16 protein-coding genes and 2 other annotated features are annotated in these 16,055 nt (G+C 39.2%); of the genes, 15 read left to right on the plus strand and 1 reads right to left on the minus strand.

Translation table 11 applies throughout. The annotated features are described in order from the left end of the window. Nucleotides 1-3 precede the first annotated feature (3 nt). From araA to radC, 8 genes are all read left to right on the plus strand, one after another. Entirely contained in the window at nt 4-1,473 is a 1,470-nt protein-coding gene (araA, locus tag G4Z02_RS08510; RefSeq protein ID WP_258877591.1) for an L-arabinose isomerase, read from the plus strand. Continuing rightward, nucleotides 1,473-2,168: an L-ribulose-5-phosphate 4-epimerase gene (locus G4Z02_RS08515; protein WP_258877592.1), complete on the plus strand. Its 696-nt coding sequence runs from the start codon at nt 1,473-1,475 to the stop codon at nt 2,166-2,168. Before araA ends, G4Z02_RS08515 begins: the two co-directional genes overlap by 1 nt. 51 nt (nt 2,169-2,219) lie before the next feature. Next, on the plus strand, nt 2,220-3,305 hold the full coding sequence (chvE, locus tag G4Z02_RS08520) for a multiple monosaccharide ABC transporter substrate-binding protein (protein WP_258877593.1): 1,086 nt from the start codon (nt 2,220-2,222) through the stop codon (nt 3,303-3,305). An 88-nt stretch (nt 3,306-3,393) separates the two neighbouring features. Continuing rightward, a complete protein-coding gene (mmsA, locus tag G4Z02_RS08525) occupies nt 3,394-4,941 on the plus strand; it encodes a multiple monosaccharide ABC transporter ATP-binding protein (RefSeq protein ID WP_258877594.1) in 1,548 nt (515 codons plus the stop codon). Nucleotides 4,942-5,018: 77 nt separating this feature from the next. Beyond that, entirely contained in the window at nt 5,019-6,170 is a 1,152-nt protein-coding gene (gene mmsB, locus G4Z02_RS08530; RefSeq protein ID WP_420885521.1) for a multiple monosaccharide ABC transporter permease, read from the plus strand. Between the two features lie 116 nt (nt 6,171-6,286). Beyond that, nucleotides 6,287-6,492, plus strand: a binding site (T-box leader). A gap of 39 nt (nt 6,493-6,531) precedes the next feature. Further along, on the plus strand, nt 6,532-9,135 hold the full coding sequence (locus tag G4Z02_RS08535) for a valine--tRNA ligase (protein WP_258877596.1): 2,604 nt from the start codon (nt 6,532-6,534) through the stop codon (nt 9,133-9,135). Continuing rightward, nucleotides 9,135-10,388: a bifunctional folylpolyglutamate synthase/dihydrofolate synthase gene (locus G4Z02_RS08540; protein ID WP_258877597.1), complete on the plus strand. Its 1,254-nt coding sequence runs from the start codon at nt 9,135-9,137 to the stop codon at nt 10,386-10,388. The genes G4Z02_RS08535 and G4Z02_RS08540 overlap by 1 nt, the downstream gene beginning before the upstream one ends. A gap of 67 nt (nt 10,389-10,455) precedes the next feature. Next, entirely contained in the window at nt 10,456-11,133 is a 678-nt protein-coding gene (gene radC / locus G4Z02_RS08545) for a RadC family protein (RefSeq protein WP_258877598.1), read from the plus strand. 4 nt (nt 11,134-11,137) lie between these two features. Here radC and G4Z02_RS08550 read toward each other — a convergent pair whose 3' ends face one another. Beyond that, entirely contained in the window at nt 11,138-11,779 is a 642-nt protein-coding gene (locus G4Z02_RS08550; RefSeq protein ID WP_258877599.1) for a hypothetical protein, read from the minus strand. 173 nt (nt 11,780-11,952) lie between these two features. Then, nucleotides 11,953-12,024, plus strand: a sequence feature (ribosomal protein L21 leader region). A 14-nt stretch (nt 12,025-12,038) separates the two neighbouring features. Between G4Z02_RS08550 and rplU the strand changes: the two genes are divergently transcribed. The 7 genes from rplU to ruvA all read left to right on the plus strand — a co-directional run bounded on the left by rplU (nt 12,039) and on the right by ruvA (nt 16,053). Then, a complete protein-coding gene (gene rplU / locus G4Z02_RS08555; RefSeq protein WP_258877600.1) occupies nt 12,039-12,347 on the plus strand; it encodes a 50S ribosomal protein L21 in 309 nt (102 codons plus the stop codon). Between the two features lie 24 nt (nt 12,348-12,371). Continuing rightward, the gene (gene rpmA, locus G4Z02_RS08560) at nt 12,372-12,656 is read left to right on the plus strand and encodes a 50S ribosomal protein L27 (RefSeq protein ID WP_258877601.1); all 285 of its coding nucleotides are present in this window, start codon (nt 12,372-12,374) and stop codon (nt 12,654-12,656) included. Nucleotides 12,657-12,741: 85 nt separating this feature from the next. Beyond that, nucleotides 12,742-13,269, plus strand: coding sequence for a GNAT family N-acetyltransferase (locus G4Z02_RS08565; RefSeq protein ID WP_258877602.1), 528 nt, complete (start codon nt 12,742-12,744; stop codon nt 13,267-13,269). Beyond that, the gene (locus tag G4Z02_RS08570; RefSeq protein ID WP_258877603.1) at nt 13,238-13,576 is read left to right on the plus strand and encodes a DsrE family protein; all 339 of its coding nucleotides are present in this window, start codon (nt 13,238-13,240) and stop codon (nt 13,574-13,576) included. Before G4Z02_RS08565 ends, G4Z02_RS08570 begins: the two co-directional genes overlap by 32 nt. Next, complete coding sequence (locus G4Z02_RS08575) at nt 13,576-14,088, plus strand: P-loop NTPase family protein (protein ID WP_258877604.1); 513 nt, start codon at nt 13,576-13,578, stop codon at nt 14,086-14,088. The genes G4Z02_RS08570 and G4Z02_RS08575 overlap by 1 nt, the downstream gene beginning before the upstream one ends. Before the next feature lie 10 nt (nt 14,089-14,098). Then, nucleotides 14,099-15,382: a GTPase ObgE gene (obgE, locus tag G4Z02_RS08580; RefSeq protein ID WP_258877605.1), complete on the plus strand. Its 1,284-nt coding sequence runs from the start codon at nt 14,099-14,101 to the stop codon at nt 15,380-15,382. A gap of 113 nt (nt 15,383-15,495) precedes the next feature. After that, a complete protein-coding gene (gene ruvA, locus G4Z02_RS08585; RefSeq protein ID WP_258877606.1) occupies nt 15,496-16,053 on the plus strand; it encodes a Holliday junction branch migration protein RuvA in 558 nt (185 codons plus the stop codon). Nucleotides 16,054-16,055 lie beyond the last annotated feature (2 nt).

The following is a 16,055-nucleotide window of genomic DNA, read 5'->3' on the forward strand; positions in this document are numbered from 1 at the left end:
GTTATGAAGAAATATACCTTTTGGTTTGTTGTAGGAACACAACATTTATATGGCCATAAGATTTTCAAGATTATTGAAAAACGGGCCGATGAAATGGCAGAGTTCTTAAGTCTTAAGTTTAAGGGATTTGCAACAATTGAATTTAAATCATTGGTAAAAACAAGTGATGAAATTTATCAAGTTGCCAAAGAAGCAAATCACAATGATGATGTTGTAGGTATGATTACATGGATGCATACATTCAGTCCATCAAAGATGTGGATTCACGGATTAAATGTGTTACAAAAACCAATGTTGCAATTGCATACACAATTTAATAAAGAAATACCGTGGGATGACATCGATATGGATTTCATGAACTTAAATCAAAGTGCTCATGGTGATCGCGAACATGGATTTATCTATACTAGAATGCGAAAATATCGCAGTGTTGTATCGGGATATTACCAAAATGAGGATGTTATTGCCGATATTGAACGTTGGCTTCGAGCATCCATTGGCGTTTTTGAATCGCAACAACTAAACGTTGTACGATTTGGCGATAATATGCGCAATGTTGCCGTTACAGAAGGAAACAAAGTCTCTGCAGAAATTGACTTTGGATGGAGTGTTAACGGTTGGGGTATGGGTGATCTTGTCAAGTTTGTCAATGATGTATCACAAAATGAAATCCGTGAACAACTCGATAAATACAAGAAAAAGTATCAAATGGATACCACCAATAACGACTCCATTAAGTATCAGGCGAAGGTTCAAGTCGCCCTACGTAAGTTCTTAAAACAACAGCAATCATGTGCGTTTACAACAACCTTTGAAAACTTAACAGGTTTAGAGCAACTTCCCGGATTGGCCGTCCAAGATTTAATGGATGAAGGATTTGGATTTGGTGCTGAAGGAGATTGGAAAACAGCAGCAATGCAACGGATTATTTACTTGATGAGTATCGGGACTTCACAAAGCTGTTCCTTTATGGAAGATTATACCTACCATTTACCAGATAACAATGAAACCGTACTCGGTGCACATATGCTCGAAGTAAGCCCCCGAATTGCATCTACGAAACCACAGATTCAAGTACATCCACTTGGTATTGGTGGAAAAGATGCACCGGCACGTGTCGTATTTGATGCGAAGGCGGGATCTGCGGTCCAAGTATCCTTAATTGATTTAGGAGATCGTTTCCGCTTAATCGCTGCCGACTGTAATGCCGTAGAACCACTCGAAAAAATGCCGAAACTACCTGTCGCACAAGCGATGTGGACCTTAGAACCAAACTTTAAAGTGGGGACCGAAGCTTGGTTGATAGCTGGTGGTGCACACCATACCGTAATGACCTATGACATCGATGCGAAAGTATTGGAACTGTTTGCCAATATGCTTGATATTGAATTTGTACACATTACTAACGATACTACAATCCAACGCTTACGAAATGAACTACGTTGGAATGAAACAGGATACAAATTAAAATAATGTTAGAACAATTAAAACAAGACGTATATCAAGCGAATTTAGATCTTGTCAAACATGGGTTAGTGATCTTTACTTGGGGAAATGTATCCGGTATTGATGAAACCAGACAATATGTTGTGATCAAACCGTCGGGTGTCAAGTATGAGGACATGAAAGCAGAGGATATGGTTGTCGTTGATCTCGCTGGGCAAGTTATTGAAGGGTCATTGAATCCTTCAAGTGATACGATGACTCATGTGGAGTTGTACAAGCAATTCCCATCGATCAAAGGCGTTGTTCACACCCATTCCAAATGGGCGACCACGTATAGTCAATTAAAACGACCCATACCACCTTTAGGAACAACTCACGCGGATTACTTTAATCAGGCGATTCCCGTTACAAGACCTTTAGAACTACAAGAAATTCGAACGGATTATGAATGGAATACGGGAAAAGTGATTGTTGAAACATTTACAACCAAGAACATTAATCCGCTTCACTGCCCTGCCGTATTGGTTCACGAACATGGCCCGTTTGCATGGGGGGACAGTGTTCACAACGCGGTTCACAACGCGGTAGTACTCGAATATCTAGCCGATATGGCGTATCATATCGAAGTATTACAAGATGCAACCCCAATCAATCAAGATTTATTAAACAAGCATTTTAACCGCAAACATGGAAAAGATGCGTATTATGGACAAAAGCTATAACAATTCATTACGAATTGAGCACAATAAAAAAAATAAAAGGAGAATTACAAAATGAGAAAATTAGCTTTACTTATTACTGCATTTGTAGTAGTATTCGCGTTATCTGCATGTGGTGGAACCACAGATGACGGTGTAACAAGCATTGGTATCTCAATGCCAACAACTTCTTCAACTCGTTGGATTTCTGATGGATACACCATGAAAGACTTATTTGAAGAAGAAGGATATAATGTATACTTAGAGTATGGACAAGATGATATTACAACTCAAGTAGCTCAAGTAGAAAACATGATCACCAAAGGTGTTGATGTACTTGTTATCGCAGCGATTGACAACTCCGTATGGGGAACCGTATTAGAGAATGCTCATGAAGCTGGAATCATTGTTATCGCATATGACCGTTTAATCTTAAACACAGAATATGTTGATTACTATGCAACATTCGATAACTTCGGTGTTGGTACATTGATGGGACAAGGAATTGTTGACGCATTAGAATTAGACAACAATACCGATACGTTCAACTTGGAATTATTTGCTGGATCTCCTGATGACAGTAACTCTGCATATTTCTTCAATGGTGCAATGAGCATTCTTGACTCATACGTCAATGCAGGACGCTTAGTTATCCAATCTGGACAAGATAATTTCACTCAAGTAACAACCTTGCGTTGGGATGGAACCGTTGCCCAATCTCGTATGGAAGACATCATTACAGCTGCATATTCTGATGGTGAAGTTGTTGACGCTGTATTAGCTCCATATGATGGATTATCAATCGGAATTATCTCTGCATTGCGTTCCAATGGTTATGGTCTAGGTGCAGAAGATACACCAATGGCATATGTAACTGGACAAGATGCTGAACAAGCTTCTGTACAAGCAATTATTGATGGATATCAAGGATCAACCGTATTCAAAGATACCCGTGAATTAGCTGCCGTAGCAGTTAATATGGCTACTGCTGCATTAGCTGGTGAAGAAGTAGAAATCAACGACACTGAAACTTATGACAATGGTGTTAAAGTTGTTCCTTCTTACCTGTTAATTCCAATCTTTGTTGACGCATCAAACTGGGAAGAAGCATTAATTGATTCAGGATACTGGTCATTAGATGACTTTGACTTAGGTGAATAATCAGACTAAAATTTTCAAAATATATACAGTTGATAGTGGCGTGAATGCGCCACTATCATCACTGTATTTATGAAAAGGAGTTACCACTATGGGTGAATATTTATTAGAAATGAAAAACATAACCAAAGTTTTTCCAGGTGTAAAAGCGCTTGACAACGTTGATATTAAAGTCAAAAAAGGCGAAATTCATGCGTTGGTAGGTGAAAACGGTGCTGGAAAATCCACTTTAATGAAAGTATTGAGTGGGGTTTATCCACATGGTTCTTTTGATGGGGAAATTTATTTTGATGGTGAACTTTGTGAATTTAGTGATATCAAGCAAAGTGAAGAAAAAGGGATTGGCATCATCCATCAAGAGTTGGCTCTGATTATGTATTTGTCCATTGCCGAAAATATCTTTTTGGGTAATGAAGTATCCAAAAAAGGTGTCATCGATTGGGATAAAACCAAACTGCGAACTAAAGATTTATTAAAGAAAGTACGTCTTACTGAAAAACCAGAGACATTGATTAAGGACATTGGTGTTGGGAAACAACAACTTGTTGAAATCGCCAAAGCCTTATCGAAGAACATCAAATTACTAATTCTGGATGAGCCTACATCCGCATTAAATGAAGATGACTCACAAAACTTGCTGAACTTAATTCTAGAATTAAAGAAACATGATGTTACCTCGATTATCATTTCCCATAAACTAAATGAAATAGAGCAAATTAGCGACTCCCTAACGGTTCTTCGTGATGGTAAAATGATTTCCTATCTAGATATGAAAAAAGACCATGTCACCGAAGATGTGATTATCAAACACATGGTAGGACGCGAAATTACCGATCTATTCCCAAAACGTAATCATGTTGTGGGTGATGTCATCTTTGAAGTGAAGAATTGGAACGCCGATCATCCATTATTTGATCGTCAAATCCTTAAAGACATTAGCCTTAATGTGAAAAAGGGTGAAGTTGTCGGTATTGCCGGACTAATGGGAGCGGGACGAACCGAGTTAGCACGAAGCATATTCGGAAAATCCTATGGCCGCAACATATCTGGAGATATGACAATGTTTGGTCAAGAAGTGAATTTGAAAGATATTCCACAAGCGATTAAAGCAGGATTAGCCTATGTAACGGAAGATCGAAAGAATCTAGGTCTTATTCTCATTAATGATATTAAGAGAAACGTTACATTAGCGAACTTAGACAAAGTTAAATCTGGCTTGGTTGTGGATGAAAATAAAGAAGTTGTCGAAGTTGAAGAACAAGTCCAAGCATTACGCGTGAAATGTTCTTCCATCCTTCAAAAAACGAAAAACCTAAGTGGTGGTAACCAGCAAAAAGTGGTACTCAGTAAATGGATGTTCACCAATCCTGAAATTCTTATCTTGGATGAACCGACACGGGGAATCGACGTTGGTGCAAAATATGAAATTTATACCATCATTAATCAATTAGCAGAAAGTGGTAAAGCGGTAATCATGATCTCCAGTGAACTACCTGAAGTTATTGGTATGAGTGATCGCATCTATGTTATGAGTGAAGGTAAAATTACCGGTGAACTCGATGGAGGAACCGCAACACCAGAAGAAATCATGAAACACATTGTTGTTGATAAAAAGGATAGAAAAGAGGTTTCACTATGAAAAAAGTACTATCGAAACTTATCGCGTTCTTTGTACGCTTATGGAATTCCCCTATCGTTGTGACATTACGAAAATTGATGTCCGAAAACATTCGTCAATACGGGATGATTCTGGCATTGATTGGGATTATGATTTTCTTTGCCATTACCACAGGTGGTATTTCCTTAAAGCCACTAAATATTTCGAATTTATTACTACAAAATGGTCATATATTAATATTGGCTGTTGGGATGTTAATCGTAATCTTAACTGGTAACATCGATTTATCCGTAGGATCGGTTGCTGCCTTTGTTGGGGCAATTGCTGGGATTATGATGATTAAAAATGATTACCCCATCATCCCGTCAGTGTTCGTTGCACTCTCCATTGGGATAGCGGCTGGAGCGTGGAATGGATTCTGGATTGCCTATATTCGGATTCCCGCATTTATTGTCACCCTGGGAGGGATGTTAATCTTCCGTGGATTAACCCTTGCTGTTCTTGGTGGAGTTACCTTGGGACCATTCCCGGATGCCTTCAATGCGATTAGTTCTGGATTTCTTCCCGATACACTTGATTTCTTAAATCTTGAAGATTTCCATTTAACAACCGTAATCATCGGGATCTTATTCTCGTTATTGTACATCGTAAATGTCTATTTTTCGAGAACGAAAAAACAAAAATATGATTTTGAAGTCGCCCCTCTATGGGTCACCATCTTATCGACATCATTTATTCTCTTTGCATTAAACTTATTTACGTTTACCTTAGCACTCTATCGAGGATTTCCAAATATCTCGATTATCCTCTTCATAGTTCTTGCAATCTATGTCTTCCTGACAACAAAAACAGTCTTTGGACGTCACGTGTATGCAATGGGAGGAAATTATGAAGCCGCAAAATTATCCGGTGTAAAAACCAAATTTACAATGTTTATGGTCTACACCAATATGGGATTGCTTGCTGCCGTATCAGGACTTGTGTACGCTGCTCGATTAAATGCTGCTACACCAAAAGCCGGAAACTTATTTGAACTCGATGCGATCGCTGCATCATTCATTGGTGGTGCCTCGGCATCTGGTGGAGTTGGTAGTGTCATTGGAGCTGTAATTGGTGGACTTGTTATGGGGGTCATAAACAATGGTATGAGTATTATGTCCCTTGGTATAGATTGGCAACAAGTCGTAAAAGGTTTGGTATTACTACTCGCAGTATGGTTTGATATTGCGACGAAGAATAAATCTAAATAATATTTTTTTCAACCCTCTTATTTGATAAAAGACAAGTCTCCTTACTTGTCTTTTATCTTTTATATAAAAACCGCGTAAAAGCATTTACAAAGCAGTTATTATATGGTAGTATATCGGTAAATACTAGGAACCGGAAGAGTACTGTATACTGTGGTCTAGAGAATTCGTGGATGGTGTAAACGAATCGATCAGTTGCATGAATGTCGCCGGGGAGTAGCCAATGTGAACAGAAGTAAGATTGGCCGTTGATCGCGTTAGGATTCCGAGCGCCTGGTAATCCAGGAAGTAAGGTGGTACCACGGATACAATATTCGTCCTTTGTTTAGGACGGATTTTTTTTATTAATAAGGAGGAATACAATATGAAAGAATTACCAAAGAAATACGATCATCATTTGGTCGAAGAAGGGAAATACGACTTTTGGTTAAAAGGCCGTTATTTTAAGTCTGGCGACAAAACCAAAACACCTTATACGATTGTGATTCCCCCACCCAATGTCACCGGTAAACTGCATCTAGGACACGCATGGGATAACACATTACAAGACATCATCATTCGTCGGAAACGGATGCAAGGGTTTGATGCTCTGTACTTACCAGGTATGGACCATGCGGGAATCGCGACTCAGGCGAAAGTCGATGCGAAACTTCGTGATCAAGGAACGTCTCGGTATGAACTTGGACGGGAAAAATTTCTTGAAGTTGCTTGGGATTGGAAACATGAATATGCCGGTCATATCCGTGAACAATGGGAAGCACTTGGCGTCAGTGTGGATTATGATAAGGAACGGTTTACGTTGGATCATGGCCTTTATGAGGCAGTAACAGAAGTCTTTATTCGCTTGTATGAAAAAGGCCTTATTTACCGTGGTGAACGGATTATTAACTGGGATGTTGAAGCCAAAACCGCTCTTAGTAATATCGAAGTTGAACACAAAGAAATCGAAGGAGCCTTCTATTTCTTTAAATATATGTTAGAGGATGGAAGCGGGTTTATGGAAATTGCCACAACCCGACCGGAAACGATGTATGGCGATACCGCGTTAATGGTTCATCCAGATGATGAACGATTTAGAGGATATGTGGGGAAAAAAGCGTATATCCCGGGAACAGATCGTTTGATTCCAATTATCGAAGATGACTATGTTGACATGGAATTCGGAACCGGATGTGTAAAAGTAACACCAGCTCATGACCCCAATGACTTTGAAGTTGGACGTCGTCATGATTTGGATTCACCCCTTTGTATGAACGAAGATGGTACGATGAACGAGCTAGCACATAAATATGAAGGCATGGATCGTTTTGAATGCCGCAAGGCATGTGTAAAAGACTTGCAAGAATCAGGACTTTGCACGAAGATTGAAAAACTGGTTCATAATGTAGGGCATAGTGAACGTACGGGTGTCATCGTTGAACCTCGTTTAAGCAAGCAATGGTTCGTCCATATGGAACCACTCAGCAAACAAGCAACGGAGTTATCCACTGTTGAATTTGTTCCAAAACGCTTTGAAAAAACATTCCTGCGGTGGATGGATGGAACCTTTGACTGGTGTATTAGTCGTCAGTTGTGGTGGGGACATCGCATTCCTGCGTGGTATCGCGGTGAAGAAGTCTATGTTGGTAAAGAGGCTCCACAAGGTGACGGATGGGTTCAAGATGAAGATGTTCTTGATACCTGGTTTAGTAGTGCCTTATGGCCATTTTCAACACTAGGATGGCCACATCAAACCGACGACTTAAAACGGTATTATCCTACCGATACGATGGTTACTGGATACGATATTATTTTCTTCTGGGTTGCTCGGATGATTTTCCAAGCCCTCGAATTCACAGGAGAAAGCCCCTTCAAACAATGTTTGATTCATGGATTGATCCGTGATAGTGAAGGTCGAAAAATGAGTAAATCCCTTGGGAATGGTGTCGATCCAATGGACATCAAATCCCAATACGGAATGGATACCCTGCGCTATTTCTTAACGACGAATAGTGCTCCAGGAATGGATTTGCGATTTGAAATTGAAAAAGTGGAATCATCCTGGAACTTTATAAACAAATTGTGGAATATATCACGATTCATCTTAATGAATCTCGGTGAGTTTACAATTGATGATGTTGAAATTGATACCGATGAACTACCCTTAAGCGATCAATGGATCTTAGCGAAACTACATCAAACAATTACGGAAATGGACTATAATTATGAGAAATTTGAATTTGGTGAAGCCGCAAAATCCGTTCATCAGTTCAGTTGGGAAGAGTTTGCAGCATGGTATGTTGAAATTAGTAAAATTGCACTCAATAGTGAGAATGAAAGTACTGTAAAACGCACCAAATCAATCTTGAGTTATGTCTTACTCGACATTATGAAATTACTACATCCATTCATGCCATTTGTCACTGAGGCCATCTACCAACAAATTCCCCATGTGGAAGAATCGATTATGATTTCTAATTGGCCCGAGGCCATTGATGAATTTAAAAATCCACAGGCAATTAAAGATTTTGAACTCATTCAAGATATCATAAAAGCGATTCGCAATGTCCGTGCTGAATACAATGTTGCACCAAGTAAACCAATTCACGTGGTCCTAAAATGCAACGCAGAAACACAAGCATTATTCCGCGAAAACGAGGAGATTATCCATAAATTTATTAATCCAGAAGGATTGGAACTGGTTGCAGAATACCGCATAGATACTGAACTTGTATCGATTATTTTACCAGATGTGGAAATCTTGTTACCACTGGGTGATTTGGTCGACATCGACCAAGAGATTACTCGATTGGAACAAGAGTTAAAACGTCTTACTGGCGAAATCAAACGATGCCAAGGAATGCTCAGTAATCCAAATTTCCTCAACAAAGCACCAGAGCAAAAGGTTGCTCAAGAGCGTGAAAAACTCGTGAACTATCAAGAGCAATTTGAAGCCACAAAATCACGCTTGGCTGAGTTAAAACAATAATGTTCAAAACCCTCCAACCAGCAATTGAATGGATTGAATCCGTTAAACGTTTTGGCGATAAACTCGATTTATCACGGATGAATATTGCATGTGAAAAGTTAGGGCATCCCGAACGGACGTTACGTGTGATTCATGTTGCAGGGACCAACGGCAAAGGTTCAACCGTAACCTTCTTGAAACACGCTTTGTTGGAACAAGGCTATCATGTTGGAACATTTATTAGTCCGTATATTATTCGATTCAACGAACGAATTACAGTGGATTATAACGACATTGATGATGAGGAATTACTGGTTTACATCAATCAGGTATATAGTTTGTATCACGAAGTATTGCATGAATACAATCAAGTGATAACCTTTTTTGAACTGATTACGCTGATCTCATTTCTGTATTTCCGTGATCAACAATTGGACTTTTGCATCTATGAAGTTGGTCTTGGAGGACGACTGGATGCAACCAATGTCGTGCAACCAATCATGACGGTTATCACGTCGATCAGTTATGATCATATGGGTGTTCTAGGAAACACACTGGAATCCATCGCATTCAATAAACTAGGAATTGTCAAAGATAAGATTCCCTTGGTTACCGCTGTGACGAATGAGGAGTTAATCCCTGTGTTTGAATCAGTAACAACGTCACACGATAGTGATTTGATCATCCTATCACCAGACGATATTACGAATATAACATATGGACCAACCACATCTTTTACATATAAGGATGAAGAGTATCATATTGACTTATTAGGAACACATCAAGTTACCAATGCTTGTCTGGCCATTGAGGTTTTAACACAAATGCAACAACGAGATTTAGTTCGTATAACAAACAATAGTATAAAACAAGGATTGAAAGCAGCCTATTGGCCAGGTCGAATGGAACGATTCGGGAATATCATCTTAGACGGTGCCCATAATATTGGTGGTATCGAAGCACTAAAAGATACGATGGAAACCTACTTCAAGAATTTCTATGTTAAAGTTCTGTATACCTCCATGACGGACAAAGAATACTTTGATAATATTCAAGTGTTGGAACAGTTCGCAGACGAGATTTATTTTACAGAATTTGATTATCCCCGATGTGAAGATGCACAGACACTCTACGATGTGTCGAATCATCCGAAAAAATTCTTGGTCCCCAATGCGATTGCGGCATTACAAGTATTACGTCAACTAGAGGCCAATGAGTTATTATTAATAACCGGATCCTTATACTTTATTAGTTATATACGAAAAGAGTTGTGATTGCACAACTCTTTTTTACGGAAGAACATTGATCTAGATATCCGTATTATCTTATGGAGGTGATTGAATGTTCACAATCAAAGAAATGCCACTTGAGGAACGACCGCGTGAGCGATTAGCTAAATACGATGCCGAAACGATCCAAACGCATGAACTGATTGCTATTATTTTACGTACCGGTACAACAGCGCATAGTGTTCTTGAACTCGCTAAGCAACTACTGTATCAATATGGATCATTAAAAGAGTTGGCTAGCAGTACCTATCAAGAATACCAGACCATTCCAGGGATTGGATTTAGTAAAGCCATCCAACTGAAAGCTGCGTTTGAACTTGGACGACGCAGTGTTCGTGAAACGTTTGGCCAATCGATTCATTTGCGATCCCCTGAGGCCATCTATTTGTTTTGTAAGGATCAATTGGAAATGAAAACCCAGGAACATCTACTGGGATTATACTTAAATACAAAAGGTGAACTCTTAAAAAAAGAAGTGTTGTTCATCGGGAGTTTGAATACCAGCGTTATTCATCCGCGCGCTATTTTTAAGCATGCCGTGTTGAATAGTGCCGCAAATATTATTATCGTCCATAATCATCCTAGTGGCGACCCGACACCTTCGAAAGCCGATTTGGATGTAACATCAATTATTGTAGACAATGGGAAGATGATGGATATTCCCGTACTGGATCATGTGATTATTGGTCGTGATCGTTATTTCTCATTCAAAGAAAAAGGTGCCTTATAGACACCTAATCACGTTTGTTAAAAAAATCATCTTCAATATCATATAAATCATTATCATTTTGAGATTGATACGTATACCCATCAAAATCCACGTCCATATCGAGTAGTTTTCGTCGTTTACTGTAAAAGACGATGAACAAGATAAAGGATGCAAGACTTACCAACGAGGAGAATACGATCAATAATATACCACCAACAATACCGGTTGTCGCAATATAGAATGCTGCATACTCTCCGGTTGTATTAATGGGGACAATCGAAATGTCATAGTCTCCTGCATCGAAATCAATCCGACCGCCGACTTGACGATTGTTTATCGTAATCGATGAATTCTCAGCAAGTGGTTCGATAAAATACGGTTCATCGGTTTCTTTATTGTAAATTCCAATCCGGTAATCGCCACTTTCTGTCTCGAATTCCATGTATGTTAATAATTGATCAAGAATAAAATAACGGACATTCCAATCGTGTTCATACATAAAGTAATACTCCCCATCTTCGGGGATTGAAACAACGGTTGTTTCATCCACTTCTAACGGAATGGTTTCCATCGATGTGACCATACTGATTCCTTGATATAGAAGTGTAACCGCTACACCAAAGACAATGATGAATACCCAGGTTAGAACACCATATTTTGATTGCATAAGATCCCTCCAATAATTCCTACTGTGATTATACCATGAAATTGGAGTTTGGTCGCTAAAAATAAGGAAATTCCTTGCAATAATAATGAATTTTAGTATAATAACTATGGCGAGAAAAAAGGATACACTATTTTTATTGACAAATAAAACCATATTTGGTATTATTTTTACGCTAACAAAGGCATACCGCACAGAAAAGGTTTGAAGCAGATGACTGCACCTTAATGGCGAGTCTTAACAAATAATGAGGAGGTGCTATATGTACGCAGTTGTTGAAACAGGTGGAAAACAAGTTAAAGTATCTGAAGGCAGTGTCATCTACGTTGAAAAATTAGACGTGGAAGCAGGAACTTCATATACCTTTGACAAAGTACTTATGGTCGGTGGTGAAACCGTCAAAATTGGAAACCCATATGTTGATGGCGCAACCGTTCAAGCGACAGTTGAAAAACAAGGTAAGCATAAGAAAATTATCGTGTTTAAAATGAAACCAAAGAAAAAATACCGTCGTAAAAAAGGACATCGTCAACCATATACAAAATTAGTTGTAACAAAAATAAATGGATAGAAAGAAACTATGGAGGTGACTACAATGTTATTCGAAATTAATATTCAGAAATGTATGGCTTCGAAAAAAGGTGTTGGATCAACCAAAAATGGTCGTGACAGCGAATCAAAACGCCTTGGAGCGAAATTATCAGACGGTCAATTCTGTACAGCTGGTTCTATCATTTATCGTCAACGGGGAACCAAAGTTCATCCCGGAAACAACGTTGGAATCGGTGGCGATGACACGTTATTCGCGAAAGTAGACGGATACGTCAAGTTCGAACGCGTTGGTAAAGATCGTAAACAAGCTTCAGTATACCCTGAATAATTAAAAACATTTGGCAAATCACAAAGTGGTTTGCCATTTTGATTGAAAAAACGTATAATTATCTACGGAGAAAGTGGGTGATGACATGATTCGAAACGCAACGTTGGATGATCTTGATCGCATTGATGAAATGGCGGTATATACCATTCATGACATGGCTTTATCCAATATCCCGCAATGGACCATTACCTATCCTCGCAAAGAGCATTATCAAAAAGACGTGGAAAACAAGCAATTGTTTGTGTGCGAAATAGATGGTGTGATCCGCGGTGCGATTGTGATTTGTCCTGAAGAAGATCCGCCCTATGAAACGATTGATGGCTGGTTTACTGCCCACGGTGATAGTTTGGTGATTCATCGTGCCATCGTCGATCCGTTTTACCGCAATCATGGTGTCGCCCAAGAAATGTTGGATTACGCAATCATGTTGGGCCACCAACAAGGATATCAATCGATTAAGATTGATACGCATCATGACAACTATAAAATGCGACAATTTTTAGAGAAAAATCAATTTAACTATATTGGTTATTTAGCAATTATCAATCGTGAAGCTTATGAACGCTTACTGGAGGATACGGATGAAGACATTATTAATCGTATGGAAAAGTAACAATGATATTGACATTCATAATTTTGTCATTCCTTATGCATACAATGCGAAACGGCATCAATGGTTTGATCATGTCCAAGTATTAATCTGGGGTGCGAGCCAAGAAGTTGTTGCTGCGACACCACTGATTCAGCAACGCGTGATGAACTTAATCAAGAATGGTGTCGAGGTATTGGCGTGTAAAATGTGCGCGACCAATATTGGTGCAGCAGAAACATTGGAATCACTTGGTGTCGATGTTCGATATACCGGGGACTTCCTCAGTGAGCAACTTCAAAATCCAGACTGTGAGGTACTTACAATCTAATGAAACGAATTGTGATCCTCGGTCCAAGTGGAACTGGGAAGACGACGCTTGGTCGTCGTTTAGGAGAAAAGTTACACTATCCAATCTTGCATCTTGATACCGTATATTGGTTACAAGATTGGGAACACATAGATAAACCAGCTTTCCATCAATACATGGTGGATTACATGCGCAAGCATGACACGTGGGTCATCGATGGAAATTACAGCAACAACAAACATTTTGCACTACGATTACGGATGGCCGATACCATCATTCTTCTCGATTATGGAACAGCAGCTTCCTTAAAAGGAATTCATGAACGTGCCGCGAAATATAAACACCAAGTGCGGAGCGATATGGCTGAAGGTTGTGTCGAAGGTGTTGATCAAGTATTCTTGCAATACACGGCATTCTACTCAAAATTCCGATTAAAGTGGTTAAAAGCAATCATCCGTAAATATAAAAACAGCAGTACAATTTTAATTTTCAAATCGCGACAAGAATTACATCAATGGTTTGATCAATTATAGGAGGCTTCATATGTTTGTAGATTTGGTACACATTAAAGTTTCATCAGGAAAAGGCGGTGACGGCACCGTTGCTTTTCGTCGTGAGAAATTTGTACCAATGGGCGGTCCCTCCGGTGGGGACGGTGGAAAAGGTGGCGATGTTATCTTTGTTGGGAACGAAGGACTCGCAACCCTGATCGATTTAAAATACAATCGCGTATTGAACGCCGAAGCAGGTGTCAATGGACGAGCCAAGAAAATGCATGGTGCCAATGGAAATGATTTGGTGGTTCAAGTGCCTGTTGGAACAACCATCTATGATGAAGAAACCGATAAAGTAATTGGGGATATCACCGAACACAATCAAACAGTAACCGTGGCCAAAGGTGGCCGTGGCGGTCGCGGGAATGTCAAATTTACGACATCTCGTAATACCGCACCTGAAATCGCAGAAAAAGGGGAACCGGGTGTGACCCGAAAAATACGATGTGAATTGAAAGTTTTGGCAGATGTAGGTTTGGTTGGTTTACCAAGTGTCGGGAAAAGTACCATTATTAGTGCCTTATCCAACTCCAAACCAAAGATTGCGGATTATCATTTTACAACGCTGCAACCTAACTTAGGTGTTGTTCGTGTTGAGCAAGATCGAAGTTTTGTCATGGCGGATTTACCAGGTCTTATCGAAGGCGCAAGCTTAGGCCAAGGTCTTGGTCTTCAGTTCTTGCGTCATATCGAACGAACGCGTGTGATCTTACATGTGATTGATATGAGCGGATCCGAAGGACGCGATCCATATGAGGATTATCAAGTAATTAATAAAGAACTTAGTTCCTACAAATACGACTTATTACAACGACCCCAAATCATCATTGCCAATAAAATGGATTTACCCGATGCCAAAGAACATCTAGAGATGTTTAAAGAGCAAATCGATGAAGATGTTGACATCATACCAATTAGTGCGTATACGCGAGATAATCTGCAAGAACTCATGTATAAAACAATGGATCTGCTCGAACAGACAAAACACATTGATCTATACAATGATGCCGATTATGATGAAGTGGTTGAGTATACATTTACCCCTGATGAGGAAGTTTTCCACATTGAACTGGAAGCCGATGGCGTGTATCAAGTCACAGGAAAACCGTTACGCAAAATCTTCGAAATGACGGACTTTACCAAAGATCAATCAGTAAAACGATTTAGCCGAATCTTACGGAGTCTTGGTGTCGATGCAGCCCTGCGTGATTTCGGAGTCCAAAATGGAGATACGGTTCGGATCTTTGAGTTTGAATTTGAGTTTATTGATTAAAGACAACGTTTGTTGTCTTTTTTTTATTAATCCAATAGTTTGCTAAACGAACTATTATCGATGGATACAAATCCAATATCAATGTGATATAATGATGTATGGAGTGTGATACGATGTATAATTACTTACAGGGAATGGTCGTTGAAATCAAACCCGATCATATTACCTTAGATGTCCATGATGTGGGTTATCAAGTGTTTACCCCAAACGCCTATGAATTTCATTTGAATGAACCAGCAAAAGTGTTTATTCATTTTTATGTACGTGAAGATGCGATTTTACTGTATGGTTTTAAAACCGATGAAGCAAAACAGTTATTCATTAAGTTATTAAGTGTCAAAGGAATTGGTCCCAAAAGTGCAATTGCGATTTTAGCTACTGGAAATGTCCAAGATGTGATTGGCGCAATTGAAATTGGAAACGTGAAATTCTTAAGTAAGTTTCCTGGTATCGGTCCAAAAGCGAGCCAGCAGATTATCTTGGACTTAAAAGGAAAATTGAGTTTTGAAGAGGATCGTATTCCTCGTCACGATAATATTCGTGAAGTAGAGGAAGCATTACAATCCTTAGGATATAAAGCCAAAGAAATTAAAAAAGCGGTGAAACATTTAGATGGATCAAAACCAACGGAACAGTTGGTAAAAGATGCATTATCTCAAATGCTGAAGTAAGA

The sequence above is a fragment of the Candidatus Xianfuyuplasma coldseepsis genome (assembly GCF_014023125.1).
GTDB classification, from domain to species: domain Bacteria; phylum Bacillota_I; class Bacilli_A; order Izemoplasmatales; family Izemoplasmataceae; genus Xianfuyuplasma; species Xianfuyuplasma coldseepsis.